The sequence below is a fragment of the Streptomyces sp. NPDC002144 genome (assembly GCF_053593695.1).
In genome coordinates this window covers 186999-213306 of record NZ_JBSFDB010000001.1, presented here as the reverse complement: position 1 = coordinate 213306, position 26308 = coordinate 186999, and the positions used below count along the sequence as shown (strand labels likewise).

Here is a 26308-nt window from a genome sequence, read left to right as displayed (position 1 = left end):
GTCACAAGTGGTCTCAGCACCCATGAACCCGTCCAGCTGCGGGCAGAAACGATCTGTCAGATGTGCCGCTGGATCCGGGACACTGGACAGTGGCTGGAAGGCCCTTGGGTCTGCCTCTATGATCGGCACACTTTCCTGCACGGACAGAGATCGAGTGCACTGCGGGAGCTAGCGGTGAGCGGAACGTCCGAAGGGCCGGCGCCCGCGGCAGACCTCGACCGGGGCGCCGTAACAGAGAGTGACAGCATCTATCGGTCCGTCTTCAGGACCGCCTCCGTCGCCATGGCGGTCGTCGACCGCGAGGGCCTGGTGGTCACCGCCAACGACGGGTTCGGCGCGCTGCTCGGCAGCCCGCCGGACGCGCTGACCGGCAAGGTCGCCGCCGATCTGGTGGACCTGGCCTCCGACGCTCGTACCTGGCACGCCTATCGCGAGGTGCTGCGCGGCCGCGAGGCCCGGCTGCGCTGCACCCGGCGCATGAAGCACCCCGACGGTCAGTCCGTCTGGGTCCAGGTCGTGGTCGCCCCGCTGCCGGCCGGCGAGGACGGTGTCCTGCTGTCCGTCACCGACATCAGCGCGCAGCGTGAACTCCAGGGCCGACTGCGGCACTTGCAGATGCACGACCCGGTGACCCGGCTGCCCAACCGCACTCTGTTCTTCGAGCGACTGACGGCCGCGCTGGAGGCGGGGTCGTACGAGGAGAGCGGCACCGGGCGGATCGGCCTGTGCTATCTGGACCTGGACGGCTTCAAGGCCATCAACGACACCCTCGGCCACCGTGTCGGCGACCGGCTGCTGGCCGCCGTCGCCGAACGGCTGACGCGGTGCGCGGACGAGGCCGGGTACGCCAGAGCGAGCGCACCGCTGGTGGCCAGACTCGGAGGCGACGAATTCGCCCTGCTGGTCGAGGACTCGACGGGTACCGAGCAGCTCGCCGACCTCGCCGAGTCCGTCCTGAAGGCGGTCCAGGCGCCCTTCGACCTCGCCGGTCAGCGGCTGTCGGTGTCGGCCTCGATCGGGGTCGTGGAGCGGCACGCGGCCGGCACCAGCCCGACCGCCCTGATGCAGGCGGCCGACACCACCCTCTACTGGGCCAAGGCCGACGGGAAGGCACGCTGGACGCTGTTCGACCCGGAGCGCAACGCCCACCGCATGACCCGTCAGGCCCTCGCCTCCCATCTCCGCCCCGCCATCGAGCGCGGTGAGTTCGTGCTGGAGTACCAGCCGCTGGTGGGCATGGAGGACGGGCGGGTCAACGGCGTGGAGGCGCTGGTCCGTTGGAACCATCCGCAGTTCGGTGTCCTGACGCCGAATCGGTTCATCGGACTGGCCGAGGAGGACGGCTCGATCGTGCCGCTCGGCCTGTGGGTGCTGCGCACGGCCTGCCGCCAGGCCCGGCGCTGGCAGCTCGACCACCCCGAGGACCCGCCGCTGTTCGTCAGCGTCAACGTGGCCGTCCGCCAGGTCTGGGACTCCGACCTGGTCGCGGACGTCGCCCAGACCCTCGCGGAGACGGACCTGGCACCGGGGCTGCTGCAGCTGGAGCTGACCGAGTCGGCCGTGATGGGCTCCGCGGGCCGCCCGCTGCAGGCCCTGCAGGCGCTCAGCGACATGGGCGTCCGCATCGCCATCGACGACTTCGGCACCGGCTACTCCAACCTGGCCTACCTCAGCCGTCTGCCGGTGTCGGTGCTGAAGCTGGACGGCTCCTTCGTCCGCGGCTTCCAGTACGAGGGCGACAAGGAGGGGACGGTGGCGCCCAATCCGGCCGACGAGGTCGTTGTCGAGGCGATGATCCAACTCGCCCACCGGCTGGGCCTGACGGTCACCGCGGAGTGCGTGGAGACCTCGGCCCAGGCGACCCGGCTGCGCCGCATCGGCTGCGACACCGGCCAGGGCTGGCTGTACTCACGGCCGGTGTCGCCCGAGCGGATCGGCGAGTTGATGGGGACTCAGACCGAGGCGGTCGGCAACCCGTAGGCGTCCGCGACGAGTTCGTAGGAGCGCAGTCGCACCTCGCCGCGGTGGGCGTGCGAGGTGAGCATCAACTCGTCGGCGCCGGTGCGCTTGTGGAGGGCGTCCAGACCGGCGACGACCTCGTCGGCCGTGCCGTGCTCGATGTTCGAGGTCCAGGACGCGACGAACTCCTCCTCGTACGGGCTGAACTCGTGCTTCTCCGCCTCGTCCGGGTCGGGGAACAGGCCCGGCCGGCCGGTGCGCAGCCGGATCATGTTCAGGGCCATCGCGCGGGTCTGGCGGCGGGCCTCCGCCGGGTCGTCCGTGGCGAGGACGGAGACGCCGATGAGGGCGTAGGGCTCGTCCAGGACGTCGGAGGGGCGGAAGGACTCCCGGTACAGCTCCAGGGCCGGGACGGTGTTCTGCGCGGAGAAGTGGTGCGCGAAGGCGAAGGGCAGGCCGAGGACGCCGGCCAGGCGGGCGCTGAAGCCGGAGGAGCCAAGGAGCCAGATCGGCGGCCGGTGCGGGGACTGCCCGCCGCCGGGGGAGGTGGACTGCACGGGGCCGGGCACGGCGTGGATGCGGCGGTAGGGGTGGCCGTCCGGGAAGTCGTCGTCCAGGAAACGGGTCAGCTCGGCGAGCTGCTCGGGGAAGTCGTCGGCGCCCTCGTTGAGCCGCTCGGTGCGGCGCAGGGCGGCGGCCGTGGCGCCGTCGGTGCCGGGGGCGCGGCCGAGGCCCAGGTCGACGCGGCCCGGCGCCAGCGCCTCCAGCGTGCCGAACTGCTCGGCGATCACCAGGGGTGCGTGGTTGGGGAGCATCACGCCGCCGGAGCCGAGGCGGATGCGGTCCGTGTGGGCGGCGAGGTGGGCGAGGATCACGGCCGGGGAGGAGGAGGCCACACCCGGCATGGAGTGGTGCTCGGCGACCCAGTAGCGGTGGAAGCCGCGGGACTCGGCGTACCGGGACAGTTCGACGCTGGTGCGCAGCGCGTCGGTGGCGGTGCTGCCCGCGCCTACGGTGACCAGGTCCAGTACGGAGAGGGGGACGGGGGCGGTGCCCTGTACGGTGCCCCGGATCTCGTCTGCCGTCACGGTGGGTGCCTCCTGTTGGTGCGACGCGGTATGCCCGCACCGCTAACAGGAGGCGGTCTCCGCTTTATTCCCGGCGATCCCGACGCCCGACGATCGGCGAGGGGCGCTCACACCTGCACGAGCGGCTCCCTGGTGAACAGCGACCCCATCATCGGCGCGTTCACCCGGCGGTCCGCGAGGCGAAGGCCCTCCCAGACCGTGACCTGGTTGGCGGTGAGGACCGGTTTGCCCAGCTCCTTCTCCAGGGCCGGGATGTGGGCCGCCGTGTGCAGGGCCGTGTCCGGGAGAAGCAGGGCCTCGGCGTCCGGGCCGTCGGCCTCGCGGGCCAGCAGATGGATCTCCGCCTCGCCCCAGGTGGCGACCTCGGCGGCGGTGACGATGCCGGCGCCGCGGACGGAGGTGACCTCGACGCCCCCCGCGCGCAGGAAGTCCGCGAAGAGCTCCGCGACGTCCTCGGGGTAGGTCGCGGCGACCGCCACCTTGCGTACGCCCAGCTCGCCCAGCGCGTGGACGAAGGCGAAGGACGTGGAGGAGGCGGGCATCCCGGCCGTGACGGCGAGGGTGCGCACCTGCTCGTGGGCGCCCTCCCAGCCGTATACGAAGCTGCCGCTGGTGCACGCCCAGACCACCGATTCGGCGCCCGCCATGCGCAGTTCGTCGACGCCCGCCGCCAGCCGCTCGGCCGAGCCCATCTCCCGCAGGGCGTCCACCCGGTGGGCGTCCGTACCGATGTCGGTGTGGACGACGTCGAGGCGGATGTCGCTGCCGAGCAGTTGCTCGATGCGCGGGTAGTCGTCCTCGGCGGAGTGCCCCGGGTAGAGGAATCCGAGTGCGGTCATGACCTGCCTTCCTGCTGCTGTTCACCGTCCGGGAGTTCCGGCACCACGGGACCGGAGCGCGCCGCCGGATCGATCAGCGCCTGATACGGTCCCACCGCCCGGGTACCCATTCGGGCCAGCGCGGCCCACATGGTCACCTGGTTGGCCGAGATGACCGGGATGCGCAGTTCGGCCTCCAGCTGCGGGATGACGTCATAGGTCGGCAGGTTGGTGCAGCTGATGAACAGCACGTCGGTGGCGCGCCGGACCGCCCGGTGCGCCATGGCGACCACATCGCGGTACGGCACCTTCCAGATGTGCCGGGTCAGACCCATGTACGCGCACCCGGTGACCTCGGCCCCCGCCTCCGCGAGGTACTCCTCCAGCGCGCTTGTGACGGACCCGGTGTACGGCGTGACCAGCGCGACCCGCCGCGCGCCGAGCGCCGCCAGGGCCTGAAGGAGCGCGCCCGAGGTGGTGACCGAGGGGACCGCGCCGGCCCGGGTCATCGCCGCGCACATCGCCCGCTCCCCGGCGATCCCGCCGACGAAGCTGCCGGAGGTGCAGGCGTAGGCGACGACCTCGGGGGTGATCGCGGTGAGGGTGCGCACCGCGTCGTCCAGCGTCTGGTGTTCGCTGACCAGCCGGGCCAGGTCGAGGCTGACCTCGACCGGGACGTACGGGGTGCGGGTGAGGTGCAGCGACACCTCGTCGGGGACCCAGCGCCACAGCTCGCGGTCCAGGGCGAAGTCGAACGGGGCGACGACTCCGACACCGCGCTGCGGCCGGGGACCACCCAGGAAGGACACGTCCATGACGGCCACCGCCCTCACTGTGAGAAAGGGGTGAGCAACGGACCGTACGTACGCCCGTGTTGACGAAGGTAGGTTCGGGTGCGAGCGTGGTCAAACCTCGCATGTCAGACGGCCGCCCCGCTCCGGAATCGAGTCCTCGCGCATGACCGTCCCCACCGTCCTGGTCCTGGACGCCGATCCCCTCCCGCGCCTCGGGCGCCTCACGGGTCGCGCCCGTGTCGAGCACGCCGACTCCTCGACGCTGGCCGAGCGGTTGCCGCACGCGGACGTGCTGCTGGTCTGGGACTTCACGTCCCGGGCGGTGCGGGCCGCGTGGCCGGGCGAGGGGCCGCGGCCGCGCTGGGTGCACACGGCGAGCGCGGGCGTGGACCATCTGATGTGTCCGGAACTCGCCGCCTCGGACACCGTGGTCACCAACGCGCGGGGCGTCTTCGACCAGCCGATCGCCGAGTACGTCGCCGCCCTCGTCCTGGCCATGGCCAAGGACCTGCCGAGGACGCTGGAACTGCAGCGGGAGCGGGCCTGGCGGCACCGGGAGAGCCAGCGGGTGGCGGGCACCCGCGCGTGCGTGGTCGGGTCCGGGCCGATCGGCCGGACGATCGCCCGCACGCTCAGGGCGCTCGACATCACCACCGCGCTGGTCGGGCGCACCCCGCACACCGGCATCCACGGCCCCGAGGACCTGGACCGGCTGATCGCCCGCGCCGACTGGGTGATCGCGGCCGCCCCGCTGACCGAGCAGACGCGGGGCATGTTCGACGCCCGCCGCTTCGACGTGATGCAGCCCTCGGCCCGCTTCATCAACATCGGGCGCGGCGGCCTGGTCGTCGAGGAGGCCCTCGCGGACGCCCTCGCCAAGCGTTGGATCGCGGGCGCCGCCCTGGACGTCTTCGAGCACGAACCCCTCACCCCCGACAGCCCGTTGTGGCGGGCTCCGGGCCTGATCGTGTCCCCGCACATGAGCGGCGACACGGTCGGCTGGCGCGACGAACTCGGCGCGCAGTTCGTCGAGTTGTACGAGCGCTGGGAGACCGGCCGGCCCCTGCTGAACGTGGTCGACAAGCAACGGGGGTATGTACCCGGACGCTGAACCGCCGAGCGATGGAGGGCAGATGACGGACCTCGACCTCACCGAGCTGACCGCCGCACGACTCGTCGAGGGGTACCGCAAGGGCGAGTTCAGTCCGGAGGAGGCCACGCGGGCCGCGCTTGAGCGGGCCGAGCGGATCCAGCCGGAGGTCAACGCCTTCGTACGGCTGCTGGGGGACCAGGCGCTCGCCCAGGCGCGGGAGTCGACGGAGCGATGGCGGCGGGGCGAGCCGAAGGGGCTGGTGGACGGGGTCCCGACGACCGTCAAGGACATCATCCTGCTGAAGGGCGCACCCACCCTCAAGGGCTCCAAGAGCATCGCTGAGCAGGGGGGTTGGGACGAGGACGCCCCGTCCGTCGCCCGGCTGCGGGAGCACGGAGCCGTGTTCATCGGCAAGACGACGACCCCCGAGTTCGGCTGGAAGGGCGTCACGGACTCACCGCTGTCCGGCGTGACCCGCAACCCGCACGACCCGTCCCGCACCGCCGGCGGCTCCAGCGGCGGCGCGGCGGCGGCCGTGGCCCTCGGCGCCGGGCCCCTCGCGCTCGGCACGGACGGCGGGGGCAGTGTCCGTATCCCGGCCGCGTTCTGCGGGATCTTCGCGCTGAAGCCGACGTACGGCCGTGTCCCGCTGTATCCGGCGAGCGCCTTCGGCACGCTGGCGCACGTGGGGCCGATGACCCGGGACGCGGCGGACGCGGCGCTGCTGCTCGACGTGATCGGCGTGCCGGACAGCCGTGACTGGTCGGCGCTGGGACCGGCGCCCGGGTCGTTCACGGCGGGGCTCGCGGGCGGGGTGCGGGGGCTGCGGGTGGCGTACTCGCCGTCCCTCGGCGGGCAGGTGGCCGTGCAGCCCGCCGTGGCCGCCGCGGTGCGCCGGGCGGTGGAGCGGCTGGCGGAACTCGGCGCGTACGTCACCGAGGCCGACCCGGACTTCGCCGACCCGGTGGACGCCTTCCACACCCTGTGGTTCTCCGGCGCGGCCCGGGTCACCCAGCTGCTCTCGCCACGGCAGCGGGAGTCGCTCGATCCCGGCCTCAAGGAGATCCGGGCGGCGGGCGCGCGCTTCTCCGCGCTCGACTATCTCGCCGCGGTCGACGTCCGCATGGAGCTCGGCCGCCGTATGGGCCGCTTCCACGAGTCCCACGACCTGCTGGTCACCCCGACGCTCCCGATCACCGCCTTCGAGGCGGGCGTCGAGGTGCCGAAGGGCTCGGGGCACCGGCGCTGGACGGGTTGGACGCCGTTCACCTACCCCTTCAACATGACCCAGCAGCCGGCGGCGACCGTCCCCGTCGGCACGGACGGGGACGGCCTCCCGGTCGGGCTGCAGCTGGTGGCGGCCCGGCACCGGGACGACCTGGTGCTGCGGGCCGCCCACGCGCTGTGGGAGACCGGGGTCACGTCCGGCGGAAGCTGAGCGTCTCCCCCGCCGCCCCCGACCGCCACAGGTCGTTGCAGCCCTCCGCCATCGCCTCCAGGCCCTCGACGACCTGGCCCCAGACGATGCCGGGGACCCAGCCGACGTCGGCGTTGATCAGCAGGTTGTTGCGTTCGTAGAAGAGGGCGAGATCGACGACCGTGGTGCCCGCGCGGACCTCGCGGTCGTAGCCGTAGGCCTTCGTGCCGAGTTCCGTCCCGGCGAAGGAGAAATAGCAGAGATCTCCCGGAATGGGGGTTACTGTCGGATTTTCCAGGGGTGGTTCGGATGTCGCGAACGGAGGGAACAGGGCGTAGATCTCGTTGCGCGCGTATTTCGCGTGATAGACGTCACCCGCCAGCGGCAGGGCGTCCCACACCGCCGCGCAGGTGAGGGGAGCACGGTCGTCCAGCAGTTTTGCCGTGCAGGTGATTCCGCGTTTGACCAGCGAGACTTCCAGGAAACGGTCGGCCATGTCATCCATGGTGCATACATCGCATGCCTTCGGGTAGCCGCGCCGCCATGGCTCCACCTTTTCGGTACGAGAACGATCACAAAAACGACAGAGGAACCCCCGGGACCACGCGCCGGTCGCTGCTCGCGGGGGTGGCGGCGCTCGGCGCGCTGGGGGCCGCGGGCTGCAGCCGCGTGGCCACCGCGTCCACAGTCGAGGGCGGTGACCTGCTCGAACGGCTGCGCGCCGCCGGTGTGGTGCGGCTGGGAATCGCGGGTGAAATCCCCTTCGGATACATCGACAAGAACGGCGAGCTGACCGGTGAGGCACCGGAGCTGGCCAAAGTCATATTCAAGCGGCTGGGCATCGGCAAGGTGCAGCCGGTGCCCACCGAGTTCGGCTCGCTGATTCCCGGTCTGAATTCCCAGCAGTTCGATGTCGTGGCGGCCGGGATGTATGTCAATCCCGAACGCTGCCAGCAGGTGATCTTCGCGGATCCCGACTATCAGATGCTCGATTCCTTCATCGTCCGCAAGGGAAATCCAAAAGGTCTTCACAACTACAAGGACGTCGTCGCGAAGAAGGCCCGGTTCGCCACCGGCACCGGTTATGCGGAGATCCAGTACGCCGTCGACGCCGGATACAAGCAGAGCGACATCCTGATCGTCCCGGACCAGGTCGCGGGCCTGAACGCCGTCGAGGCCGGACGCGTCGACGTCTTCGCCGGTACGGCGCTCACCACCCGCGAGGTGGTGAAGAAGTCGAGCAAGGCCGAGGCCACCAAGGCCTTCGCGCCGCTCGTGGACGGCAAGCCGCACGTCGACGGCGGCGCCTTCGCGTTCCGGCCGACCGAGACCCGGCTGCGGGACGCCTTCAACGTGGAGCTGCGCAAGCTGAAGAAGAGCGGCGAACTCTTCCGCATCCTCAGGCCCTTCGGCTTCACCCGGGACGAGATGACCGACCTGACCGCCAAGGAGCTGTGCGGGGGAGGCAAGAGCGGATGACCACCGGACTGTGGGAACTCGTACTCAAGGGCATCTGGACCACCGTCCAGCTGCTGGTCCTCAGCAGCCTGCTGGCGGCCGCCGTCTCCTTCGTCGTCGGTGTCGCGCGCACCCACCGGCTGTGGATCGTCCGCTTCCTCGCGGGCTTCTACACCGAGGTGTTCCGCGGCACCTCGGCCCTCGTCATGATCTTCTGGGTCTTCTTCGTGCTGCCCCCGGCCTTCGGCTGGCAGCTGGTGCCGCTGTGGGCGGGCACGCTCGCGCTCGGGCTGACCTACGGCGCCTACGGCTCGGAGATCGTGCGCGGCGCGCTCGGCGCGGTCGACCCGGCGCAGAAGGAGGGCGGGATCGCGCTCAGCTTCACGCCCTGGCAGCGGATGCGGCTGATCCTGCTGCCGCAGGCGGTGCCGGAGATGATCCCGCCGTTCTCCAACCTGCTGATCGAACTGCTCAAGGGCACCGCGCTGGTGTCGGTCATGGGCATGGGCGATCTGACGTTCAGCGCCAACCTGGTGCGGCTCGCGCTGCAGCAGAGCGCGGAGATCTACACGTACGTCCTGCTCATCTACTTCGTGATCGCGTTCCTGCTCACCCGGGTCATGCGGGGCCTGGAGAAGAGGCTGAAGGCGGGGGTCGGCAAGGCGCCCGAGCGCAAGGTGACGGTTCCTGAGCCCGTGGGCGCGGGCGTCGGTGTCGTAGGGGGTTCCTGATGAAGTGGGACTGGAACGCCGTGAGCGAGTTCATGCCGCACTTCTGGGACGGTGTGCTCGTCACCCTGCAGGCCCTCGCGCTGGGTTCGCTGATCGCGTTCGCCCTGGGCCTGGTGTGGGCGCTGCTGATGCGGACGCCGAGCCGCTGGGTGCGCTGGCCGGTCGGTGTGGTCACCGAGTTCGTGCGCAACACCCCGCTGCTGGTGCAGCTGTTCTTCCTCTTCTACGTGATGCCCGAGTGGGGCCTGACGATGTCGGCGCTGACCACCGGCGTCCTCGGCATCGGCCTGCACTACTCGACGTACACCATGCAGGTCTACCGCGCCGGCATCGAGGCCGTGCCGGCCGGCCAGTGGGAGGCCGCGACGGCGCTGAACCTGCCACGGCTGCGGACCTGGCAGATCGTGATCCTGCCGCAGGCGATCCGCCGGGTGGTGCCGGCCCTCGGCAACTACGTCATCGCGATGCTCAAGGACACGCCGATGCTGATGGCGATCACCGTGCTGGAGATGCTCGGCCAGGCACGGCTCTTCTCCCAGCAGCACTTCCAGTTCACCGAGCCCCTCACGGTGATCGGCGTGGCCTTCATCGTCATTTCCTATCTGGCCTCCCTTCTTCTGCGAGCCCTGGAGCGACGCCTTGTCCACTGACGCCCCCCTGATGAACGAACCCGACGCCCACGCCAACCCGCCGGTGGACGGCAGCGAGCTGATCCGGCTCGAGCAGGTCACCAAGCGGTTCGGTGACAACACGGTCCTGGACCGGCTGGACTTCTCCGTCGACTCCGGCAAGCACGTCACCCTGATCGGCCCGTCCGGCTCCGGCAAGACGACGATCCTGCGGCTGCTGATGACGCTGACCAAGCCCGACGAGGGCACCATCACCGTCGACGGTCAGCAGCTCTTCCCGGCGCCCGAGAAGCAGGTCCGCGAGGTCCGCAAGAAGATCGGGATGGTGTTCCAGCAGTTCAACCTGTTCCCGAACATGACCGTGCTGCGCAATGTCACCGAGGCGCCGGTGACCGTGCTCGGGATGTCCAAGGACGAGGCGGAGCAGCGCGCCCTGGACCTGCTGGACCTGGTCGGCCTCGCCGACAAGGCCGGCGCCCGCCCCACCCAGCTCTCCGGCGGCCAGCAGCAGCGGGTGGCGATCGCCCGGGCGCTGGCGATGCGGCCGCGGGTGCTGCTGCTGGACGAGGTGACCTCGGCGCTCGACCCGGAGCTGGTGGCCGGCGTCCTGGACGTGCTGCGGGACATCGCCCGCACCACCGACATCACCATGCTCTGCGTGACCCACGAGATGAACTTCGCCCGGGACATCTCCGACCAGGTGCTGATGTTCGACTCCGGCCGGGTCATCGAGTCGGGGCCGCCGGAGAAGATCTTCAGCGAGCCGGAACAGGACCGGACGCGGGAATTTCTGAGCGCGGTGCTCTGACGTCGGAAGTTGAACACGGTTCAATCTCCGAGGTCGGGGGCGCGGGTCATGTCATTGGCATATGCCAGAGTGCCTGCGCCCCTGCTGAGCGCCGTGCACGGGCCCCGTTATCTCGTCAACAACCGCTCACAACAAGCCTCTTGGCCGTTATCGTGGTAATGATTCGCTGACCGGATTACGGCCCAGTAGTGAACGAGCGCAGGGGGAACCGTGGCGCTGAAGCACGAGCCGACCGCGCCGTACCACTCGGCCCAGGACGCCCTGCGCGTCCTGGAGACCGTGGCGCGGCACACCACCGGAATCACCGACGAACGACTCGCCCGGCACACCGACCTCGACCCGGAGCGGCTGACCACCCTCCTGAGGATGCTGCGCCGCGAGGGCTACGTCGAGCAGATCGCCGACGGCGCCTACGTCACCGGCGACGCCCTGACCCGTCTGAGCTCCGCCGAGGGCCATGAGCAGGCGCTGCGCGACAAGCTCCAGCGCACCCTGGACCGGCTGCGCGACTCGGTCGGCGCGGCGGTGTACCTGAGCCGCTACGTCGACGGCGAGGTGCGGGTCTCCCAGTACGCGGACGGGCCCACGACCCCCGTGGTCAACGAGTGGGTCGACTTCCGCTCCTGCGCCCACGCCACCGCGATCGGCAAGAGCCTGCTGGGCCAGCTCGACGTCAACGGCCGGCGCGACCATCTGTCCCGGCACAAGATGGCGCGGCTGACCTCGCGCACCATCACCAGCGACAAGCTGCTGCTGCACCGCCTGGAGTCCCAGCCGCCGAGCGTGCCCCACCTGGACCTCCAGGAGTACGCGATCGGCACGGTGTGTGCCGCCGTACCGATCACCGCCGGCTCCACGGTCGGCTGCCTGGCTCTGTCGCTGCCCGTCCAGGACGCCCACCGGCTCCGCCGGGCCGCGGACGCCCTGAACCGGAGCGCGGCACCGGTACTGCTCTCCCTGGCCATCTGAGGGTGGTCGGAAGCACCCCTCGGGACCAGGTAGTATTTTCTTCGTCGTCACCGGCGGGAAACACTTCGAGCCGGTGACGAGAGTCATGCGCCGCTAGCTCAGTTGGTTAGAGCAGCTGACTCTTAATCAGCGGGTCCGGGGTTCGAGTCCCTGGCGGCGCACAGTGAGTGAAGGTCCTTCGCAGACGCGGGGGACCTTCGCCATTGGGGCGGGGCACAAAAGCAGCGGCTGGGGGTCCGGGGGTTGTCCCCCGGGGAATGCAGCATCAGCGGGTCCGGGGTTCGAGTCCCTGGCGGCGCACGATGTCGATGGCGAGGCGTGTTCGCGGAAAGCGCGAACCGCCTCGCCATCGCCGTTTCTGCGTGGCTTCGCCGCGCACGGTGGGGGCTCCGCCACCCACACCCCCTCAGGAAGGGCCTCTCGTGGGAACGAGGGGACCTGTCGCGTCCTCCGGGGTCAGCGGGCGGTAGCTCCGCTCCCCCGGTGACCGCCACCACACCGGGTCGCCGCAGCGGACACCCTCCTTCCGTAGGCGTGCCCGGTGGATCTTGTTGGTCGCCGTGACCGGCATCCGCTGCACCACCCGCACGAACCGGGGCGCCATCTTCGTGCCGAGGTCGGGCTGCGCGGCCAGGAACTCGGCGAACCCGGCCGGCTCGAAGGACCCCGCGATCGTCGCCATCACCTGGTCCCCGGTCACCGGATCCGGCACCGCGTACACGGCGACGGCGTCCGCGCCCGGATACCGGGCGAGGATGTTCTCGATCATCGCGGCGGCCAGGTTCTCCCCGTCGACGCGGATCCGGTCGTCCGCGCGGCCGGCGAAGTAGAGGTAGCCGTCGGTGTCCCGGTAGAAGAGGTCACCGGTCCAGTACGCACCGTCCCGCCGCCGCTCGGCCTCCGCGCCCGGATTGCGCCAGTACCCCTCGAAGGGGTTCGGCGCCCGGTTGACCAGCTCCCCTATCGCCTCGTCCCCGTTCAGCAGCCGCCCCGCCCCGTCGAACACGGCAGGCGCCCGTTCCCGCCCCGTCTCCGGATCGAGTACGACGAGACCGGGCGCCGCCTTCCCCACCGCCCCGGCCGGCGTCCCCGGCGACCACTGGATCGCCGCCCCGCCCTCCGAGGAGCCGTACCCCTCCACCAGCCGCACCCCGAACCGCCGCCGGAAGGCCGCCGCGTCCACCGCCCCCGCCTCGGTGCCGAAGCCGAGCCGCAGCGGGTTGTCGGCGTCGTCGGCACGCTCCTCGGTGGCCAGGATGTACTGCACGGCCCGGCCGACATAGGTGAAGTACGTCGCCCCGAACCTCCGTACGTCCGTCAGGAACCCGGACGCCGAGAACCGCCGCCTGAGCGCCACCCCCGCCCCGGCCGCCAGCGCGGGCGCCCAGTCGGCGATCACCGCGTTGCCGTGGAACATGGGCATGCAGACGTAGTGCACGTCCTCGCGCCGCACCCCGAACTGCCCGACCAGCGAGGCCCCGGCGGCGGCCAGGCGGCCCTGACTGCAGATCGCCGCCTTCGGGGCGCCCGTCGAACCCGAGGTGAAGTACAGCAGCAGACGGTCGTCGGGCGTCGCCCGGGAGGCGTCCGGCACCGCACCCGCATAGGGCGCGAGCAGGTCGGCGTACTCCGCGGTGTCGGTCAACAGCAGGCGCACCCCGGGGAGTTCGAGGTCCTTGAGGAGCGGGAGGTGGGTGTGGCTCGTGACCAGGAGGCGGCACTCGGTGTGCAGGATGTCCCGGGCCAGCTCGGGGCCGCGGCGGGTGGGGTTGATCCCGGCGACGGCCGCTCCCGCGAGGGCCGCCGCGCTCAACCACAGCGGATATTCCGGGGTGTTGTCGAGCAGCACACCCACATGCGGCTCCGCGCCGGGCGGCAGGAGGTCGGCCAGCAGGGCCGCGCGGGCGGCGGCACCGGCGGCCACCTCGTGATGGGTGAGCACCTGATCCTCGAACCACAGCCCAGGACGGTGGTCGCCCCACCGCCCGGCCACCAGCTCCGCGACCGTGCGCCTCCTGGAGTCCATGGAGCCGCAGGTTAGTTGACGGTCCGTCAGATGTGGAGCGCTACGGCATGACCCCGTCGATGATGCCGAAGCCCAGATGCACGACAACCATGAACCCGACACAGAAGGCGATGAACACGCCGAAGAAGGCCAGCAGACAGCCCTGTTCCGCCATGAGCCGCCCGGGCGCTGGCGGCTTCGCCGTGGCCCGCTCCGGATGCTCGGCCGCGTAGCGCACCATGACGACGTCACCGGTGACGATCGTGCTCGGCCCGTTGCTCTCCTCGAAGCGGACGGGACGGCCCTCGCGGGTCGTGAACTCGTAGACGTGGTGGAGTGTCGTGCTCACGGAGGTCTCACCGCCCCCGCTGGTCGTGGTGTAGGTGTTCAGGCACCGCGCCTCGGCGGTGAGCCCGCTGTTCCAGGCGCTGCTGATGTGCCGGGCGCGGCGGAGCAGTGCGACCAGAGCGGTGAGCGCGAAGGCGATCATGAGCCCGGGCACGAGGTAGAAGAACGCTTCCATGGCATCCCCCGAGGTCGTACGCCGCCTCCGTTCGGCCGGCGTGGGAGGAACCTACCCACGCCGGCCGGGCCACGGACTCAAGAGAACCTCAGAACGTGACGTCCGAGCAGGAGTAGAACGCGTTGCCCGTGTCCGCGATCGTCCAGACGGCGACGATCACATGGTGGCCGCTGAGCCCGGACGGCAGGGTGCCGCTGTGGGAGAGCGTGGCCGGAGGGCGCTGACCGTTGTAGGGGACGGTGAGGAAGGGGGTGGTGTTGAGGTCGGAGCGGGCCAGGTTGTGGTTCTGGTTCCAGCCCTGCCGGGTGACGTAGTACTTGAAGTCGGTCGTGGCGTGCATGGCCGTGAACTGCCAGCGGAAGGTGTAGCTCTGACCGCCCGTAACCCTGGTGGTGGGCCAGGCGCCGCCGGACGGGGTCTTCGGCTTGTCGAGCTGGGAGAAGCGGGCGTTGCCGCCGGAACAGATGGAACCGTCGGCGGGCCCCGCGGCCGGGAAGCCCTTGGGACCCTCGACGCTCTGCGGCTCGTACTGGATGTCGCCGCAGTTCGTCACCGTGCCGTTGGCGCAGAGCTTCTGCCTGCTGATGGGGAGGTCGGTGTAGCCGTGGCTGCTCGCGCTGCCGGCCGAGAGCACGAAGGCCCCGGCCGTGGTGAGCCCGAGCGCGGCGGCGTACCACTTGGTCTTTCCGCGCATGCTGCCGCTCCTGGAGACGTGGGGGAAGTTCCGTGAGAGGTGCAGGTCTAGACCAAGTCCCAGATTATTGCCGTACCTTGAGCATGTCCATACCAATGCTGGGCTGGGTTACGGCCCCTGGGTCCGGCGTACCGGTCACGGCCCCGGGTCCCCGCGCCCCGCGCAGAACGCCACGGTGAGGTCCTTCACCAGGGCCTTGCGTTCGTAGTCGTCCAGCTCCACCAGCCCCCGCACGGTCAGCCGGGTCACCGTGTCCTCCACCGAGTCGACGACCGAGGCGAGCATGCCGGCCCGCTGCCGGGCGTCCAGCGCGGCGATCCGGCGGCGGTTCATCGCGGCGGCGACCTCGGGCGCGTACTCGGTACGCACCGGCCGCACGGAGAACACCTCGAGCCCGACCGGTGCCGCGTCCGCCGCGACCAGCCGGGTCAGCGTGTCCCCGGCCGCCTCGGCGGAGCCCCGCGTACCGCCCGGCATCTCCACCGGCACCCGCGCGAGCCCCGCCGCCACGCACTCGCGCAGATAGGTCTCGTGGTCCTCGACGCCCAGCACGGCCCGCGCGGTGTCCCGCACCCGCCACACCACCAGCACGGCCACCCTGAGCGCGACCCCGTTCCCGTCGGCCGCCGGGATCGGCTCGCTCCTCCAGTGCCGCAGCCGTACATCCACCCGGCGGCGCAGCAGCAGCGGGTTGACCCACATCAGCCCGGTACGCCGGACCGTCCCCCGGTACCGCCCGAACAGACCGAGCACCCAGGCCCGCCCGGTCCGCCCCCGGGCGAGCCCACCGAAACCGAACAGCCCGAGAGCACCGGCCCCCGCGTAGGCGGCCCACTCGACGGGCCCGAGCCCCGCCCCCGCGTGCGCCGGAAGCCGCAGCGCCGCCATCGCGAGCGGCGGCACGATCCCCGCCCACCAGGAGGTCACCGCGCACCCGGCCACCCCGCAGGCCCCGGCGAGCACCCCCACCACCCCGGGCAGCACCCTCGCCCGCCGCTCGACCAGTTCGGGGTCGACCTGGACCGCGGGACGAGCCTTCACCGGGACAGGACGTCGCAGGCGCGGCTGCTCGCCGGTGCCCTGCCGGCGGCCCACGACCGCCGGTCGGGCCGGGACCGGCGCCGGGTCGGGGTCGTCGCGGAAGAGCAGATGGATGGGGATCTCCATGGTCGACTCGTTCTGGATGAGCCGGCCTGGTCTGGCCGGTCCCTCGGACTCGGGTGTCTGTGAAGTGGTCGTCGTGCTCATGCGTGCCTCCAGCCTCCGCGCCAGATGCGTCATGACAGTGGGTTGGGTCGATCGGATCGGCTGCCCTCGAGCAGAAGCGGCTGCGCCACGAGAAGAACCCGTCGCCCTGTCGGGAATTACGAAAAGAGCCGCCGCCAGGTCTCCGGCCCCGGATAGCCGTCCGCCGCGCCGCCCCGCCAGCCCTGGGCGCGCTGGAAGGCCTCGACGTTACGGCGGTCCGCCTCGCTCCAGCGCGGACCGGGACCGGTCGTGTAGTACTTGCCGAACCCTTTCTTCACCAGCTGCCGGCCGAGCTGGGTGACGTACTTGTTGTCCGCCCCGGGCCGGAACATCCCGCGCCCGGGATAGCCGGGGACGCCGTGGGAGGCGGGTACGCCGGGTGCGCCGGCCGCCCCGCCGGTCGCCGGGCCACCGGTCGTGGCCGGTGGGATGTCCTTGCCCTTGCCGGTCACCAGCAGGTCCCAGGTCTGGGGTCCGGGCAGTCCGTCGGCGTCCGCGCCGGTCCAGCCCTGAGCGAGCTGGAAGGCCACGGTGGCCCGCAGATCCGCCTCCGACCAGCGCGGCCCGGGACCGTTGGCGTAGAACCGTGCGCCGCCGCGCGCCACGAGCAACTGCCCCAGCCGGGTGACGTAGGGGTTGTCCGAGCCCGGCCCGAAGAACGCGGCCCCGGGAAACGCCGCGGCACTCCCTCCGGCGGCCGGCGCACTCGGTGTGCCGGGCGTGCTCGGCGTAGTGGGCGTAGTGGGCGTGCTGAGCGTGCTCTGCGTCGGGCCCGCCGCGTTCGCCCCCAGCCCCTTGTACCGGTAGGGCACGTACTGGTCCGAGTGGCTCCAGTAGGCGTACGGCGTGGCCTGGCGGCGGGCGCCCGGGGGCGTCTCCTCGTAGGCGATGTAGTAGGTGTGGGTGTAGTCCGTCCAGCCGCCGAAAATGACGACGTGCGAGCCTTTCTCGGGGTTGGCGGGATTGTGGAACAGCAGAATGTCGCCGGGCTGCAGATCCTCCTTGGAAATGCGCACCCCGTACTTGTCGAGGCTGCCGGTCCATTCGTTCCCGGGCAGTCCCCAGGCCATGGAGACGAAGCCGGAGCAGTCCTGCCGGTAACCGTCCGTCCAGTAGTCGTCCATGCTGTACGGCACCTCGGCGGCGACCCAGGTCTTGGCCCGGTTGATGATCTCCGTACGGGTGGTGGTGGGCACCCGTACGGCGCTCTGCGGGCGCGCGGGCCTGCCCCCGGGGCCGTGCAGGGGGGCCTTGCTCCCCTGCGGGGTCTGGGGTTCGTCACCTGCGGGGACGCCGGGTCCAGGGGGTACGCGTTCAGCCGCGACCGCCGGTGCCGCGTGACCGGCGCCGAGGGCGGCGGAGGCGGCGGCGACGATCACGAAGGGGCGAGCGGCCGGATGCCGGGCCGTCCGTGCCGACGTCGAGTGCCGCAGGGCCGCGCGCCGGTGGGCGCATCCGGGGCAGTCGCAGTCGCTCGCGGGGTCGAATTCCTCGAATACCGGAGTCTCCATGCGATTCCCCTCACACCCGGGACGGAAATGACCGCGTTCATACACATCGATCAGTTTCCCAACTGTCCTCCCGACGCGCATTCTGACGGTCCGAATGACGTACGGCCCCGCCGCGTGCCCTGACCGGGGTGGTCCGGAGCACCCTCCGGGGTCCGGTAGAGTTACGACGTCAGCAGGCGCCGCTAGCTCAGTTGGTTAGAGCAGCTGACTCTTAATCAGCGGGTCCGGGGTTCGAGTCCCTGGCGGCGCACGATGTCGATGGCGAGGCATGTTCGCGGAAAGCGCGAACGGTCTCGCCATCGCCGTTTCTGCACGGCTTCGCCGCGCGCGGTGGGGGCTTCGCCACCCACACCCCCCTTCCCCCGGAACCCCGGCCGCCCGGAGCCCAGAAGCCCACCAGGCACAGCCACGCGCACCGCAACCCCCTCGCCAGAACCCCGGCCGCCCGGGGCCGACAAGCCGCCGCAGCACAACCGCGCGCACCGCAGTCCCCTCGTTTGAACGAGGGGGCTGGCGGCTGTTTGGCCGGATACTCTCTGGCCATGGCAGCGCGTGACCTCCAGGAGCGGATCAAGAAGCTCATCATCGACCGCCGGCTTCCCTCCGGAGCCCCGCTGCCGACGGAGCCCGAGCTGATGGAGTACCTCGGGGCGAGCCGGAACTCGGTGCGCGAGGCGCTGAAGGCGCTGCAGGCGATGGGCATCGTGGAGATCCGGCACGGCTTCGGCACGTACGTCGGCCCCATGTCCCTGGCCCCGATGATCGAGGGCCTCGCCTTCCGCACGGTCGCCGGGCACTACCGGGGCGAGGACTCCCTGCTGCAGCTGCTGGAGCTGCGCGAGGCGGTGGAGACGGGGCTCGTCTCCCGGCTCGCGGGACGCATCCCCGAGCGGGACCTCGCCGAACTCGACGCGCTCGTCTCCCGCATGGAGGAGCAGGCCGCGCAGGGCGGCGCCGGTCTCGCGGACACCGACCGCGCCTTTCACGCCACCCTCTACCGGGGCCTGGACAATGCCCTGCTCGGCGAGGTCCTGGAGGCGTTCTGGGACGCCTTCCACCGCGTGCACACCGACCTCGGGGGCACCCCGCAGGACCCGAAGGTCACCTGCCGGCAGCACCGGGACATCCTCGACGCGGTACGGTCCGGGGACGCGATACGGGCCGAGGCGGCCATAAGGGAGCACTTCGGCAACATTCGCGCCCGGTTGTCCACAGCAGGTCCACAAGACCCCCACACGTGTCCCAATGAACGCGTATGACCGGTAAACACCGCGTTTCGCGTCTTGCGATCATGACGAACGCCGTAGAACCCTGTGTCCAAGATGCCGCGGTTACACGGCAGTTGGGGGAGTAGGAAGCGGTTGCCTGATCTGCGGGGTTAAGGGGGCCCCGTTCACCAGCGGATGCCGAGGGGGGCATTCATGCAACCGGACGGCCGCCGTTCCATGTCCTGAGGTGTGGAGAGTGCGGCGACTGCGGCCAGCCACCGTTGCGCCTGCGAAGGTCGAGGGGGACCACCGGCAGGTGTGAGGAGAACCGACACAACACGCGGCGACCCGCGTGTGGGGGGTAATGACTCATGACGTCGACGCCGACGGGCGCCCGGCATAATTTCGACCCGTCAGAAACCACACAGCTACGAATGCCTTCGCAAAGGAACAGCCACACGGGCCAGTTCCGGCGGATCAAGAGAACACTGCCCAGATACGACTACGAGCACTACAGCAGGCTGGCCGGCCCCCTCACCCAGCCCGACCCCGACAAGCCCTACAAGGTGCAGTACCGCTCACTGCTCTCGCAGGAGCCGCACCGGGTCCGCGCCGCCCTGATGCTGGGCGCCGCGCCGCTGCTGTCGCTGGTCCTGCTCGCCTGGCTGCTGCAGCCGGAGCACTGGACCCAGCGCGACTACCCCACCTTCGACTTCCTGCCGGCGCTGGACGTCGTGATGCTGGTCTCGATCGGTCTGATCGAGTTCTTCCGCTGCATGAACGTGCTGTCCAACGCCCACGCCACCCTGGTCGCCCGCGACCCGGTCCCGGTGGTGCCCGAGACCGGCACGAGGGTCGCCTTCATCACGACGTACGTGCCCGGCAAGGAACCGCTGGAGATGGTGACCAGGACCCTCGAGGCGGCCGTGCGGCTGCGCCACCGGGGCCTGCTGCACGTCTGGCTGCTCGACGAGGGCGACGACGACGAGGTGAAGGCGGTCTGCGCGCGTCTGGGCGTGCACCACTTCTCCCGCAAGGGCGTCGAGGAGTGGAACCGCAAGAAGGGCCCGTTCCGCGCGAGGACCAAGCACGGCAACTACAACTCCTGGCTCCAGGCGCACGGTGACGCGTACGACTACTTCGCCTCGGTCGACACCGATCACGTGCCGCTGCCCAACTACCTGGAGCGGATGCTGGGCTTCTTCCGCGACCCGGACGTCGGCTTCGTCATCGGCCCGCAGGTGTACGGCAACTACGACAACCCCATCACCAAGGCGGCGGAGTCCCAGCAGTTCCTCTTCCACGCCCTCATCCAGCGGGCCGGGAACTTCTACGGCGCCCCGATGTTCGTGGGTACGTCGAACGCCGTGCGGATCAGCGCGCTCAAGCAGATCGGCGGTCTGTACGACTCGATCACCGAGGACATGGCGACCGGTTTCGAGATCCACCGCCACAAGAACCCGGCGACGGGCCGGAAGTGGAAGTCGGTCTACACCCCGGACGTGCTCGCCGTCGGTGAGGGCCCGGCGGCCTGGACGGACTTCTTCACCCAGCAGCTGCGCTGGTCGCGGGGGACGTACGAGACGATCCTCAAACAGTACTGGAAGGGCTGGTTCTCACTGCCTCCGGGCAAGCTCTTCAACTACACCATGATGATCATCTTCTACCCGATGTCCGCCCTCAACTGGATCCTGGCCGCGCTGAGTTGCGCGCTGTTCCTGGGACTGGGCGCCTCGGGTGTGAACATCGACCCGACCGTGTGGCTGATGCTGTACGGCAACGCCTCCGCGCTGCAGATCGGCCTGTACGTCTGGAACCGCCGGCACAACGTCTCCCCGCACGAGCCGGAGGGCTCCGGCGGAGTGGCGGGCATGGCGATGTCCGCGCTGTCGGCGCCCATATACGCGCGCTCCCTGATGGACGCCGTACTGCGCCGCAAGTCCAAGTTCGTGGTGACACCCAAGGGCGACTCGGCCAGCCCGGACACCCTGCTGGGGACCTTCCGCATCCACCTCTTCTTCATCCTGGTCTTCGGCGGTTCGATCGCCGCCGGTCTCACCCTGGGGCACTCGCACCCCGCGATGATCGTCTGGGCCTCCTTCGCCCTGCTGATCACCGCGTCGCCGATCTTCGCCTGGCGGTACCAGCTGCGCCAGGCGAAGCGGGAGCCCGCCGCTCCGGCGCAGGAGCAGGCCGAGCCGCAGGACGCCCCGCTCGCCGTGCCGTACCAGCCGCGACCGCTGCCGGAGCGGCAGACGCCGCGGCACGGCACCGGACAGAAGCCCAACTGGGCCTCCTCGCAGGGAGGTTCGGACCCGGGCGAAGACCAGACGATGCAGATCGCACTCGGTGGACTCGGGGGACGCAAGGAATGAACGACCGTGCAGGCCGCCGCCGCGCCCGCAGGCTCGCGATCGGGACGGCGGTGGTGCTGGCGCTGGGCGGGATGAACGGGCCCTGGCTGTACCGCTTCGGCACCGAGAAGTACCACCAGTACCAGATCAACAGACCCGAGTACAAAGCGGACAACGGGCACTGGCAGATCATCGAGTTCCCGAAGGCGTACCGCCAGGACACCATCCACGCGGCGCTGCTGCGGACGGGCAAGGTGCTGCTGATCGCCGGGTCGGGCAACAACCAGGACAACTTCAACGCGAAGAGGTTCGACACCCGGATCTGGGACCCGGTGAAGGGGACGATCAAGAAGATCCCGACGCCGAAGGACCTGTTCTGCACCGGGCACACCCAGTTGGCCAACGGCAACCTGCTGATCGCGGGCGGCACCAAGCGCTACGAGAAGCTGAAGGGTGACGTCACCAAGGCCGGCGGCCTGATGGTGGTGCACAACGAGAACCCGGACAAGCCCATGACGCTGCCCGCGGGGACCGTGTTCACCGGCAAGGAGAACGGCAAGACCTTCGTCTCCAAGGACCCGGTGCTGGTGCCCCGCGCCAAGAAGGTCTTCGACCCGAAGACCGGCAAGTTCCTGCGCAACGACCCCGGACTCGGCCGGATCTATGTCGAGGCGAGGCTCAGCGGCACCAAGTACGAGACCGGCACCCAGGACAACTACACGATCCACGGGCTGACCGGCGCCGACGCCCGCAACACCTACGGCATCGCGCAGAAACTCGCCCTGGACAAGAAGGACTTCCAGGGCATCCGGGACGCCTTCGAGTTCGATCCGGTCGCCGAGAAGTACATCAAGGTCGACCCGATGAACGAGGCCCGCTGGTACCCGACGCTCACCACCCTGAGCGACGGCAAGATCCTCAGCGTCTCCGGGCTCGACGACATCGGTCAGCTGGTCCCGGGCAAGAACGAGATCTTCGACCCGGCGAGCAAGAAGTGGACGTACACGAAGAAGATCCGCCAGTTCCCGACCTACCCGGCGCTGTTCCTCATGCAGAACGGGAAGATCTTCTACTCGGGGTCCAACGCGGGCTACGGGCCGGACAACGTCGGGCGTGATCCGGGCATCTGGGACGTGGACACCAACCGGTTCACCAAGCTGCCCGGGCTCAGCGACGCCAACAGGATGGAGACGTCCGGGACGGTGCTGCTGCCGCCCGCGCAGAACGAGAAGTTCATGGTGATCGGCGGCGGCGGGGTCGGCGAGTCCAAGCTGTCCAGCAACAAGACCCGGCTGATCGACCTGAAGGCGAAGAACCCGCACTTCGTGGACGGGCCGACGCTGGAGAAGGGCACGCGCTATCCGCAGTCCTCGATCCTGCCGGACGACACGGTGCTGGTGTCCGGCGGTTCGGAGGACTACCGGGGGCGCGGCGCCTCCAACATCCTCCAGGCGCGGATCTACCACCCGGACACCAACTCCTTCGACCGGGTGGCGGATCCGCTGGTCGGGCGGAACTACCACTCCGGGTCGATCCTGCTGCCGGACGGGCGGGTGATGTTCTTCGGATCCGACTCGCTGTACGGCGACAAGGCCAACACCAAGCCGGGCACGTTCGAGCAGCGGATCGAGATCTACACGCCGCCCTACCTCTACCGGGATTCACGTCCGTCGCTGTCCGGCGGTCCGCAGACCATCGCCCGCGGCGGGACGGGGACGTTCACGTCTCCGCAGGCCTCCGCGATCAAGAAGGTACGGCTGATCCGGCCGAGCGCGTCGACCCATGTCACGGACGTCGACCAGCGGTCGGTCGCGCTGGACTTCACGACGTCCGGGAACAAGATCACGGTGAGGATGCCCAAGAACCGGAACCTGGTGACGTCCGGCTGGTACATGCTGTTCGTCGACGACGATCAGGGGACGCCTTCGAAGGCGCAGTGGGTCAAGGTGCCGTAGCCGTCGGCTACTTGCCGGCCTTGGCGAGGGCGAGTGCGTAACTCGCCCACCACTGTCCCGCCTTCGGGCCCCCCTTGCAGGTGCCGTCCGACTCCCCCGGGCGCTTGACCCAGACATAGGCGTCCACCAGGTCGTCCGCCGTCCTGGTCGTCGGGGTCTCGCCCAGCGCCCGGCCCGGGGGGTTGCACCAGCGTTCGGCCGGATCGCCACCCGTGTAGGGGCCGTTGCCGTTGCGGCTGGTGTCGATGACGAAGTGCTTGCCGCCGACCTTGGCGGAGAGCTGCTTGCCGTAGGCGATGGAGTCCTGGGTGGAGTAGAAGTTGGCGACGTTGACGGCGAAGCCGTCGGCCCGGGCGATGCCCGCACGGGTGAGGGGCTGGAAGATCTGGTCCGGGTGGCCCCAGCCGGCGTTGCCCGCGTCCAGGTAGACCTTGGTGGACTTCAGCGACTTCAGCTTACCGATCGCGTAGCCGAGCAGGCTGTAGCGCTCCTCCTGGAACTGGACCTGGGTGCAGCCGTCCACCAGGTGCAGTACGGCGTCCGGTTCGAGGACGACCATCGCCGCGCGGTCCCCGATGCCGGCGGCCACCGCGTCGATCCAGGCGCGGTAGGCATCGCCGTCGGAGGCGCCGCCCTGGGAGTACTGGCCGCAGTCGCGGTGCGGGATGTTGTAGAGGACGAGCAGGGCGGTGCGGCCCGCCGTGTCGGCGGCCTCGGTGAAGCCCCGGGCCTCCTGCTCGGGGTTCTCCGGGCCGATCCACTCGCCGGTCGGCTGCTCGGCGATCTTGCGGATCTGCTCGGCGTCGGTGTCCTTGCCGGACCTCACGTACGCCTTCACCTGCCGGGCCGCGTTGCTGTCCGGGTTGACCCAGAACGGGTCCCGTTCCTTGGGCTGTTGGGTGATCGTCGCGCCGGCCTTCTCGTCGCCGCCGCCTCCCGAGGAGGAGCACCCGGCGACCAGCAGCACTGCCCCCAGCGCGGCCGCACACGCCCCCCTGCTGCCGTACATCCAACCCCCCCTTGGGTGCAACGGTCCTGGTCTCAATCCTGACATACGACCCGAGCCGCCCACGAGGCCGTCCCGCCCTTGTCGGCGACCTGTTACACCTCGGAAGGACCGACAGCCCCCGTGAAGGCGTCGGCCACCAGCGCGTATGACGGAGAGCCACCACAGGGGGACCTGACGTCATCCACCCTCTAGGCTCCGGCACTCATCCGTTCTAGAGTCTTCTCAGATGGCCCGAGCCCCGGCCGGCAGTGCACCACTGCGGCCCTGAACCTCCCGCGCCGGCGCCGGGTCACTCCCGCAGCCCGAGCGCGCGCGGTTGAGGACCAGCCCGGTCGGTGGCTTCAGGGGAGCGGGCCGCCGACCGGGCCGGGTGCCGGGATTCCGGCCGAATCCGCGGTCAGGTCCTGCGGCGTCTGACGACGAACACCAGACCGCCACCGGCGAGCAGCGCGCCCGCGCCCACCGCGGCGGCGACGGGCAGCACGCTGCTGCTGCCGGTGCTGGCGAGGGAGCCGGTCGCGGCCGTGTCGGCGACCGTCTGGGTCGTGGGGGCGTTGCCGTCGTCGCTGCCCGAGGTGGAGGCGGACGCGGAGGGCGAGGCACCGGTACCGCTGTCGTCGCCCTCGACCTTGACGGTGACGGCCGCGGTGTCGTTGGCGTGGTTGTGGTCGAAGGTCATGACGTTGCCGTACGCCGTCATCGCCTTGACCTCACCGGTGGTGGTCTTCGCACCCTTGCGGATCTCCAGGCCGAAGTGGAAGGTACGGGTGTCCCCGACGGCGAAGGCGTTGTCGCGGGGATCGCAGACGTACTGCGGTGCCCCCGGCGTCTGTTCGCCGGAGCCCGCCTGCGCTTCCTCGCTCCACACGCTGCATTCCTTGGGGATCTCCACCGCCTTGGTGCCGGTGGGAACGGTGAACAGCAGCGCCGGCTGGTCGTCGCTGAGGTTGTAATGCACCCAGCCCGGGCCCTCGTCGCTGAGGGAGATGTCGACGGGGACCACGTCACCCGGCGCGCCCTTGGCCTTGTCACCGCCGGCCACCATGTCGGCGGTGCTGTCGACGGTGATCACCTGGCGGCCGGTCCTCGATCCGCCGGGGGTCGCCGTGCCGTCCTCGACCAGGGAGAGCTTGTTGTCGCCCGACAACCTCCCGGCGGGGTCACCGGGCGAGGCCAGGACGTCGTCCTGGAAGTACTCGAACAGCGCCTGGTCGGTGACGTCCAGCTTGACCGGCTCCTGAAGCCGGTAGCGCTTGCCCGGCTCGAGCACCGTGTCGAAGGTGCACAGCGCCTGCTGGGTCGCCTCGTAGTCGGGATCCCTGACCGTGGAGTAGACGCAGTTGGAGTAGCGGTCCGCGTAGGAGAGGCCGGGGGTGGTACGCATCTGCAACTGGGCGCCGTGGGCGGGCAGCGAGCCGGTGTTGCTGATGGTGACCGGGTTCTCGATCGTGGAGCCGGGCTTGTCACCCTTGCGGTCGGTCAGTTTGTTGACGGTCAACTCCACGTTGCCCGCGGTCACTTCGACGTCGGTGGAGACCACGGTTCCGTTCGACGACGTGCCGCTCAGGGTCACCGTGCCCTTGGTGCCGAGCGGGGTGCCGGGCTTCGCGGCCAGGTCCACGATGTAGCCCCAGCCGTTGCCCTCAGGGACGTTGGCGATCGTGGACCAGGTGTAGGTGTCGACCGACTTCCCGTCGGCCGTGACCCAGTCCTTGACCTTGCTGAAGTCCGCTTTGACGGTGACGTCCTTCGCGGTGCCGGGGCCGTCGTTGAACAGGCCCCAGCTGATCTGCGGCGCATCCCCGGCCGGGATGGGAATCCCGATGTCGTCGCTCCGCACCGAGATGTGCACCACCGGACCGTCCGCGGCCTGCGCGGACGTGGCGGGCAGCCATGCGGCGACGGCGGCCGCGAAGGCGGCCAGCACCGCCCCCGCCTTGCGCTGACGGTCGGTCATTAGGTGTCCCTCCCCACGGGACGCCTCTCGTCCCGCCACCCTTCAGACACCCCAGGGACGCCAAGGGTTGTCCAGGAGTT

The 26308-nt window shown here is 70.2% G+C and carries 22 protein-coding genes and 2 tRNA genes; 13 read left to right on the top strand and 11 right to left on the bottom strand.

The window, feature by feature from the left end; genetic code table 11:
• The first annotated feature begins 174 nt into the window (after window positions 1-174).
• Complete coding sequence (locus ACWCQ1_RS00965; protein WP_358593847.1) at window positions 175-1980, top strand: putative bifunctional diguanylate cyclase/phosphodiesterase; 1806 nt, start codon at window positions 175-177, stop codon at window positions 1978-1980.
• Here the strand turns inward: ACWCQ1_RS00965 and ACWCQ1_RS00960 are convergent.
• The 3 genes from ACWCQ1_RS00960 to ACWCQ1_RS00950 form a co-directional block, all read right to left on the bottom strand.
• Window positions 1953-3047 carry an LLM class flavin-dependent oxidoreductase gene (locus ACWCQ1_RS00960; RefSeq protein ID WP_451025544.1) on the bottom strand — a complete coding sequence of 365 codons (1095 nt, stop codon included), beginning with the start codon at window positions 3045-3047 and terminating at the stop codon, window positions 1953-1955. The genes ACWCQ1_RS00965 and ACWCQ1_RS00960 overlap by 28 nt on opposite strands.
• Window positions 3048-3154: 107 nt before the next feature.
• Window positions 3155-3886: a maleate cis-trans isomerase family protein gene (locus ACWCQ1_RS00955; protein ID WP_358593849.1), complete on the bottom strand. Its 732-nt coding sequence runs from the start codon at window positions 3884-3886 to the stop codon at window positions 3155-3157.
• Window positions 3883-4680: a maleate cis-trans isomerase family protein gene (locus ACWCQ1_RS00950; protein WP_133046429.1), complete on the bottom strand. Its 798-nt coding sequence runs from the start codon at window positions 4678-4680 to the stop codon at window positions 3883-3885. The genes ACWCQ1_RS00955 and ACWCQ1_RS00950 overlap by 4 nt, the downstream gene beginning before the upstream one ends.
• A gap of 142 nt (window positions 4681-4822) precedes the next feature.
• Here ACWCQ1_RS00950 and ACWCQ1_RS00945 point away from each other — a divergent pair, with 142 nt between their 5' ends.
• Together ACWCQ1_RS00945 and ACWCQ1_RS00940 are read left to right on the top strand one after the other, a co-directional pair.
• Entirely contained in the window at window positions 4823-5770 is a 948-nt protein-coding gene (locus tag ACWCQ1_RS00945) for a D-2-hydroxyacid dehydrogenase (protein ID WP_358593850.1), read from the top strand.
• A 22-nt stretch (window positions 5771-5792) separates the two neighbouring features.
• Complete coding sequence (locus tag ACWCQ1_RS00940) at window positions 5793-7190, top strand: amidase (protein ID WP_358593851.1); 1398 nt, start codon at window positions 5793-5795, stop codon at window positions 7188-7190.
• Here the strand turns inward: ACWCQ1_RS00940 and ACWCQ1_RS00935 are convergent.
• Complete coding sequence (locus tag ACWCQ1_RS00935; protein WP_165954980.1) at window positions 7171-7665, bottom strand: DUF3830 family protein; 495 nt, start codon at window positions 7663-7665, stop codon at window positions 7171-7173. The two genes, ACWCQ1_RS00940 and ACWCQ1_RS00935, sit on opposite strands and share 20 nt — an antisense overlap.
• Before the next feature lie 47 nt (window positions 7666-7712).
• On the opposite strand from ACWCQ1_RS00935, the gene ehuB reads away from it, so the two are divergent.
• From ehuB to ACWCQ1_RS00905, 6 genes are all read left to right on the top strand, one after another.
• Window positions 7713-8648: an ectoine/hydroxyectoine ABC transporter substrate-binding protein EhuB gene (gene ehuB, locus ACWCQ1_RS00930; RefSeq protein WP_358593852.1), complete on the top strand. Its 936-nt coding sequence runs from the start codon at window positions 7713-7715 to the stop codon at window positions 8646-8648.
• Window positions 8645-9358, top strand: a complete 714-nt coding sequence (gene ehuC, locus ACWCQ1_RS00925; RefSeq protein WP_451025543.1) for an ectoine/hydroxyectoine ABC transporter permease subunit EhuC — start codon at window positions 8645-8647, stop codon at window positions 9356-9358. Before ehuB ends, ehuC begins: the two co-directional genes overlap by 4 nt.
• Window positions 9358-10008: an ectoine/hydroxyectoine ABC transporter permease subunit EhuD gene (gene ehuD / locus ACWCQ1_RS00920; protein ID WP_133046388.1), complete on the top strand. Its 651-nt coding sequence runs from the start codon at window positions 9358-9360 to the stop codon at window positions 10006-10008. Before ehuC ends, ehuD begins: the two co-directional genes overlap by 1 nt.
• A gap of 10 nt (window positions 10009-10018) precedes the next feature.
• Window positions 10019-10795 (top strand): ectoine/hydroxyectoine ABC transporter ATP-binding protein EhuA, encoded by a 777-nt coding sequence (ehuA, locus tag ACWCQ1_RS00915; protein WP_208785481.1) that lies wholly within the window; start codon window positions 10019-10021, stop codon window positions 10793-10795.
• Window positions 10796-11005: 210 nt separating this feature from the next.
• Window positions 11006-11764 carry an IclR family transcriptional regulator gene (locus tag ACWCQ1_RS00910; RefSeq protein WP_133046386.1) on the top strand — a complete coding sequence of 253 codons (759 nt, stop codon included), beginning with the start codon at window positions 11006-11008 and terminating at the stop codon, window positions 11762-11764.
• Between the two features lie 87 nt (window positions 11765-11851).
• A tRNA-Lys gene (locus ACWCQ1_RS00905) sits at window positions 11852-11925 on the top strand.
• 245 nt (window positions 11926-12170) lie between these two features.
• Here the strand turns inward: ACWCQ1_RS00905 and ACWCQ1_RS00900 are convergent.
• The 5 genes from ACWCQ1_RS00900 to ACWCQ1_RS00880 form a co-directional block, all read right to left on the bottom strand.
• Complete coding sequence (locus tag ACWCQ1_RS00900; protein WP_451025542.1) at window positions 12171-13790, bottom strand: long-chain-fatty-acid--CoA ligase; 1620 nt, start codon at window positions 13788-13790, stop codon at window positions 12171-12173.
• 40 nt (window positions 13791-13830) lie between these two features.
• Window positions 13831-14292: a DUF3592 domain-containing protein gene (locus ACWCQ1_RS00895; protein ID WP_133046384.1), complete on the bottom strand. Its 462-nt coding sequence runs from the start codon at window positions 14290-14292 to the stop codon at window positions 13831-13833.
• 88 nt (window positions 14293-14380) lie between these two features.
• Window positions 14381-14986 (bottom strand): lytic polysaccharide monooxygenase, encoded by a 606-nt coding sequence (locus ACWCQ1_RS00890; RefSeq protein WP_133046383.1) that lies wholly within the window; start codon window positions 14984-14986, stop codon window positions 14381-14383.
• Between the two features lie 135 nt (window positions 14987-15121).
• Window positions 15122-16234 (bottom strand): SPFH domain-containing protein, encoded by a 1113-nt coding sequence (locus ACWCQ1_RS00885; protein ID WP_451025541.1) that lies wholly within the window; start codon window positions 16232-16234, stop codon window positions 15122-15124.
• A 116-nt stretch (window positions 16235-16350) separates the two neighbouring features.
• Window positions 16351-17745, bottom strand: coding sequence for a peptidoglycan-binding protein (locus ACWCQ1_RS00880; protein ID WP_451025540.1), 1395 nt, complete (start codon window positions 17743-17745; stop codon window positions 16351-16353).
• A 176-nt stretch (window positions 17746-17921) separates the two neighbouring features.
• On the opposite strand from ACWCQ1_RS00880, the gene ACWCQ1_RS00875 reads away from it, so the two are divergent.
• The 4 genes from ACWCQ1_RS00875 to ACWCQ1_RS00860 all read left to right on the top strand — a co-directional run bounded on the left by ACWCQ1_RS00875 (window position 17922) and on the right by ACWCQ1_RS00860 (window position 23262).
• Window positions 17922-17995 (top strand) — tRNA-Lys (locus ACWCQ1_RS00875).
• Between the two features lie 292 nt (window positions 17996-18287).
• Entirely contained in the window at window positions 18288-19004 is a 717-nt protein-coding gene (locus ACWCQ1_RS00870; protein WP_133046380.1) for a FadR/GntR family transcriptional regulator, read from the top strand.
• A gap of 320 nt (window positions 19005-19324) precedes the next feature.
• Window positions 19325-21328, top strand: coding sequence for a glycosyltransferase family 2 protein (locus tag ACWCQ1_RS00865; protein ID WP_133046379.1), 2004 nt, complete (start codon window positions 19325-19327; stop codon window positions 21326-21328).
• Window positions 21325-23262 carry a radical copper oxidase GlxA gene (locus ACWCQ1_RS00860; RefSeq protein ID WP_358593859.1) on the top strand — a complete coding sequence of 646 codons (1938 nt, stop codon included), beginning with the start codon at window positions 21325-21327 and terminating at the stop codon, window positions 23260-23262. Before ACWCQ1_RS00865 ends, ACWCQ1_RS00860 begins: the two co-directional genes overlap by 4 nt.
• 7 nt (window positions 23263-23269) lie before the next feature.
• Here the strand turns inward: ACWCQ1_RS00860 and ACWCQ1_RS00855 are convergent, their stop codons facing one another.
• A complete protein-coding gene (locus ACWCQ1_RS00855; protein WP_451025539.1) occupies window positions 23270-24271 on the bottom strand; it encodes a glycoside hydrolase family 6 protein in 1002 nt (333 codons plus the stop codon).
• 397 nt (window positions 24272-24668) lie between these two features.
• Window positions 24669-26228: an LPXTG cell wall anchor domain-containing protein gene (locus ACWCQ1_RS00850; protein ID WP_358593861.1), complete on the bottom strand. Its 1560-nt coding sequence runs from the start codon at window positions 26226-26228 to the stop codon at window positions 24669-24671.
• Window positions 26229-26308: the final 80 nt, after the last annotated feature.

Bases quoted from the DNA above. Each gene is read 5' to 3' on its own strand.
- ACWCQ1_RS00955 (WP_358593849.1), bottom strand. From the start codon at position 3,886: ATGACCGCACTCGGATTCCTCTACCCGGGGCACTCCGCCGAGGACGAC.
- ACWCQ1_RS00950 (WP_133046429.1), bottom strand. From the start codon at position 4,680: ATGGACGTGTCCTTCCTGGGTGGTCCCCGGCCGCAGCGCGGTGTCGGA.
- ACWCQ1_RS00945 (WP_358593850.1), top strand. From the start codon at position 4,823: ATGACCGTCCCCACCGTCCTGGTCCTGGACGCCGATCCCCTCCCGCGC.
- ACWCQ1_RS00940 (WP_358593851.1), top strand. From the start codon at position 5,793: ATGACGGACCTCGACCTCACCGAGCTGACCGCCGCACGACTCGTCGAG.
- ACWCQ1_RS00935 (WP_165954980.1), bottom strand. From the start codon at position 7,665: ATGGCCGACCGTTTCCTGGAAGTCTCGCTGGTCAAACGCGGAATCACC.
- ehuB (WP_358593852.1), top strand. From the start codon at position 7,713: ATGGCTCCACCTTTTCGGTACGAGAACGATCACAAAAACGACAGAGGA.
- ehuC (WP_451025543.1), top strand. From the start codon at position 8,645: ATGACCACCGGACTGTGGGAACTCGTACTCAAGGGCATCTGGACCACC.
- ehuD (WP_133046388.1), top strand. From the start codon at position 9,358: ATGAAGTGGGACTGGAACGCCGTGAGCGAGTTCATGCCGCACTTCTGG.
- ehuA (WP_208785481.1), top strand. From the start codon at position 10,019: ATGAACGAACCCGACGCCCACGCCAACCCGCCGGTGGACGGCAGCGAG.
- ACWCQ1_RS00900 (WP_451025542.1), bottom strand. From the start codon at position 13,790: ATGGACTCCAGGAGGCGCACGGTCGCGGAGCTGGTGGCCGGGCGGTGG.
- ACWCQ1_RS00895 (WP_133046384.1), bottom strand. From the start codon at position 14,292: ATGGAAGCGTTCTTCTACCTCGTGCCCGGGCTCATGATCGCCTTCGCG.
- ACWCQ1_RS00890 (WP_133046383.1), bottom strand. From the start codon at position 14,986: ATGCGCGGAAAGACCAAGTGGTACGCCGCCGCGCTCGGGCTCACCACG.
- ACWCQ1_RS00885 (WP_451025541.1), bottom strand. From the start codon at position 16,234: ATGAGCACGACGACCACTTCACAGACACCCGAGTCCGAGGGACCGGCC.
- ACWCQ1_RS00880 (WP_451025540.1), bottom strand. From the start codon at position 17,745: ATGGAGACTCCGGTATTCGAGGAATTCGACCCCGCGAGCGACTGCGAC.
- ACWCQ1_RS00870 (WP_133046380.1), top strand. From the start codon at position 18,288: ATGGCAGCGCGTGACCTCCAGGAGCGGATCAAGAAGCTCATCATCGAC.
- ACWCQ1_RS00865 (WP_133046379.1), top strand. From the start codon at position 19,325: ATGACGTCGACGCCGACGGGCGCCCGGCATAATTTCGACCCGTCAGAA.
- ACWCQ1_RS00860 (WP_358593859.1), top strand. From the start codon at position 21,325: ATGAACGACCGTGCAGGCCGCCGCCGCGCCCGCAGGCTCGCGATCGGG.
- ACWCQ1_RS00855 (WP_451025539.1), bottom strand. From the start codon at position 24,271: ATGTACGGCAGCAGGGGGGCGTGTGCGGCCGCGCTGGGGGCAGTGCTG.
- ACWCQ1_RS00850 (WP_358593861.1), bottom strand. From the start codon at position 26,228: ATGACCGACCGTCAGCGCAAGGCGGGGGCGGTGCTGGCCGCCTTCGCG.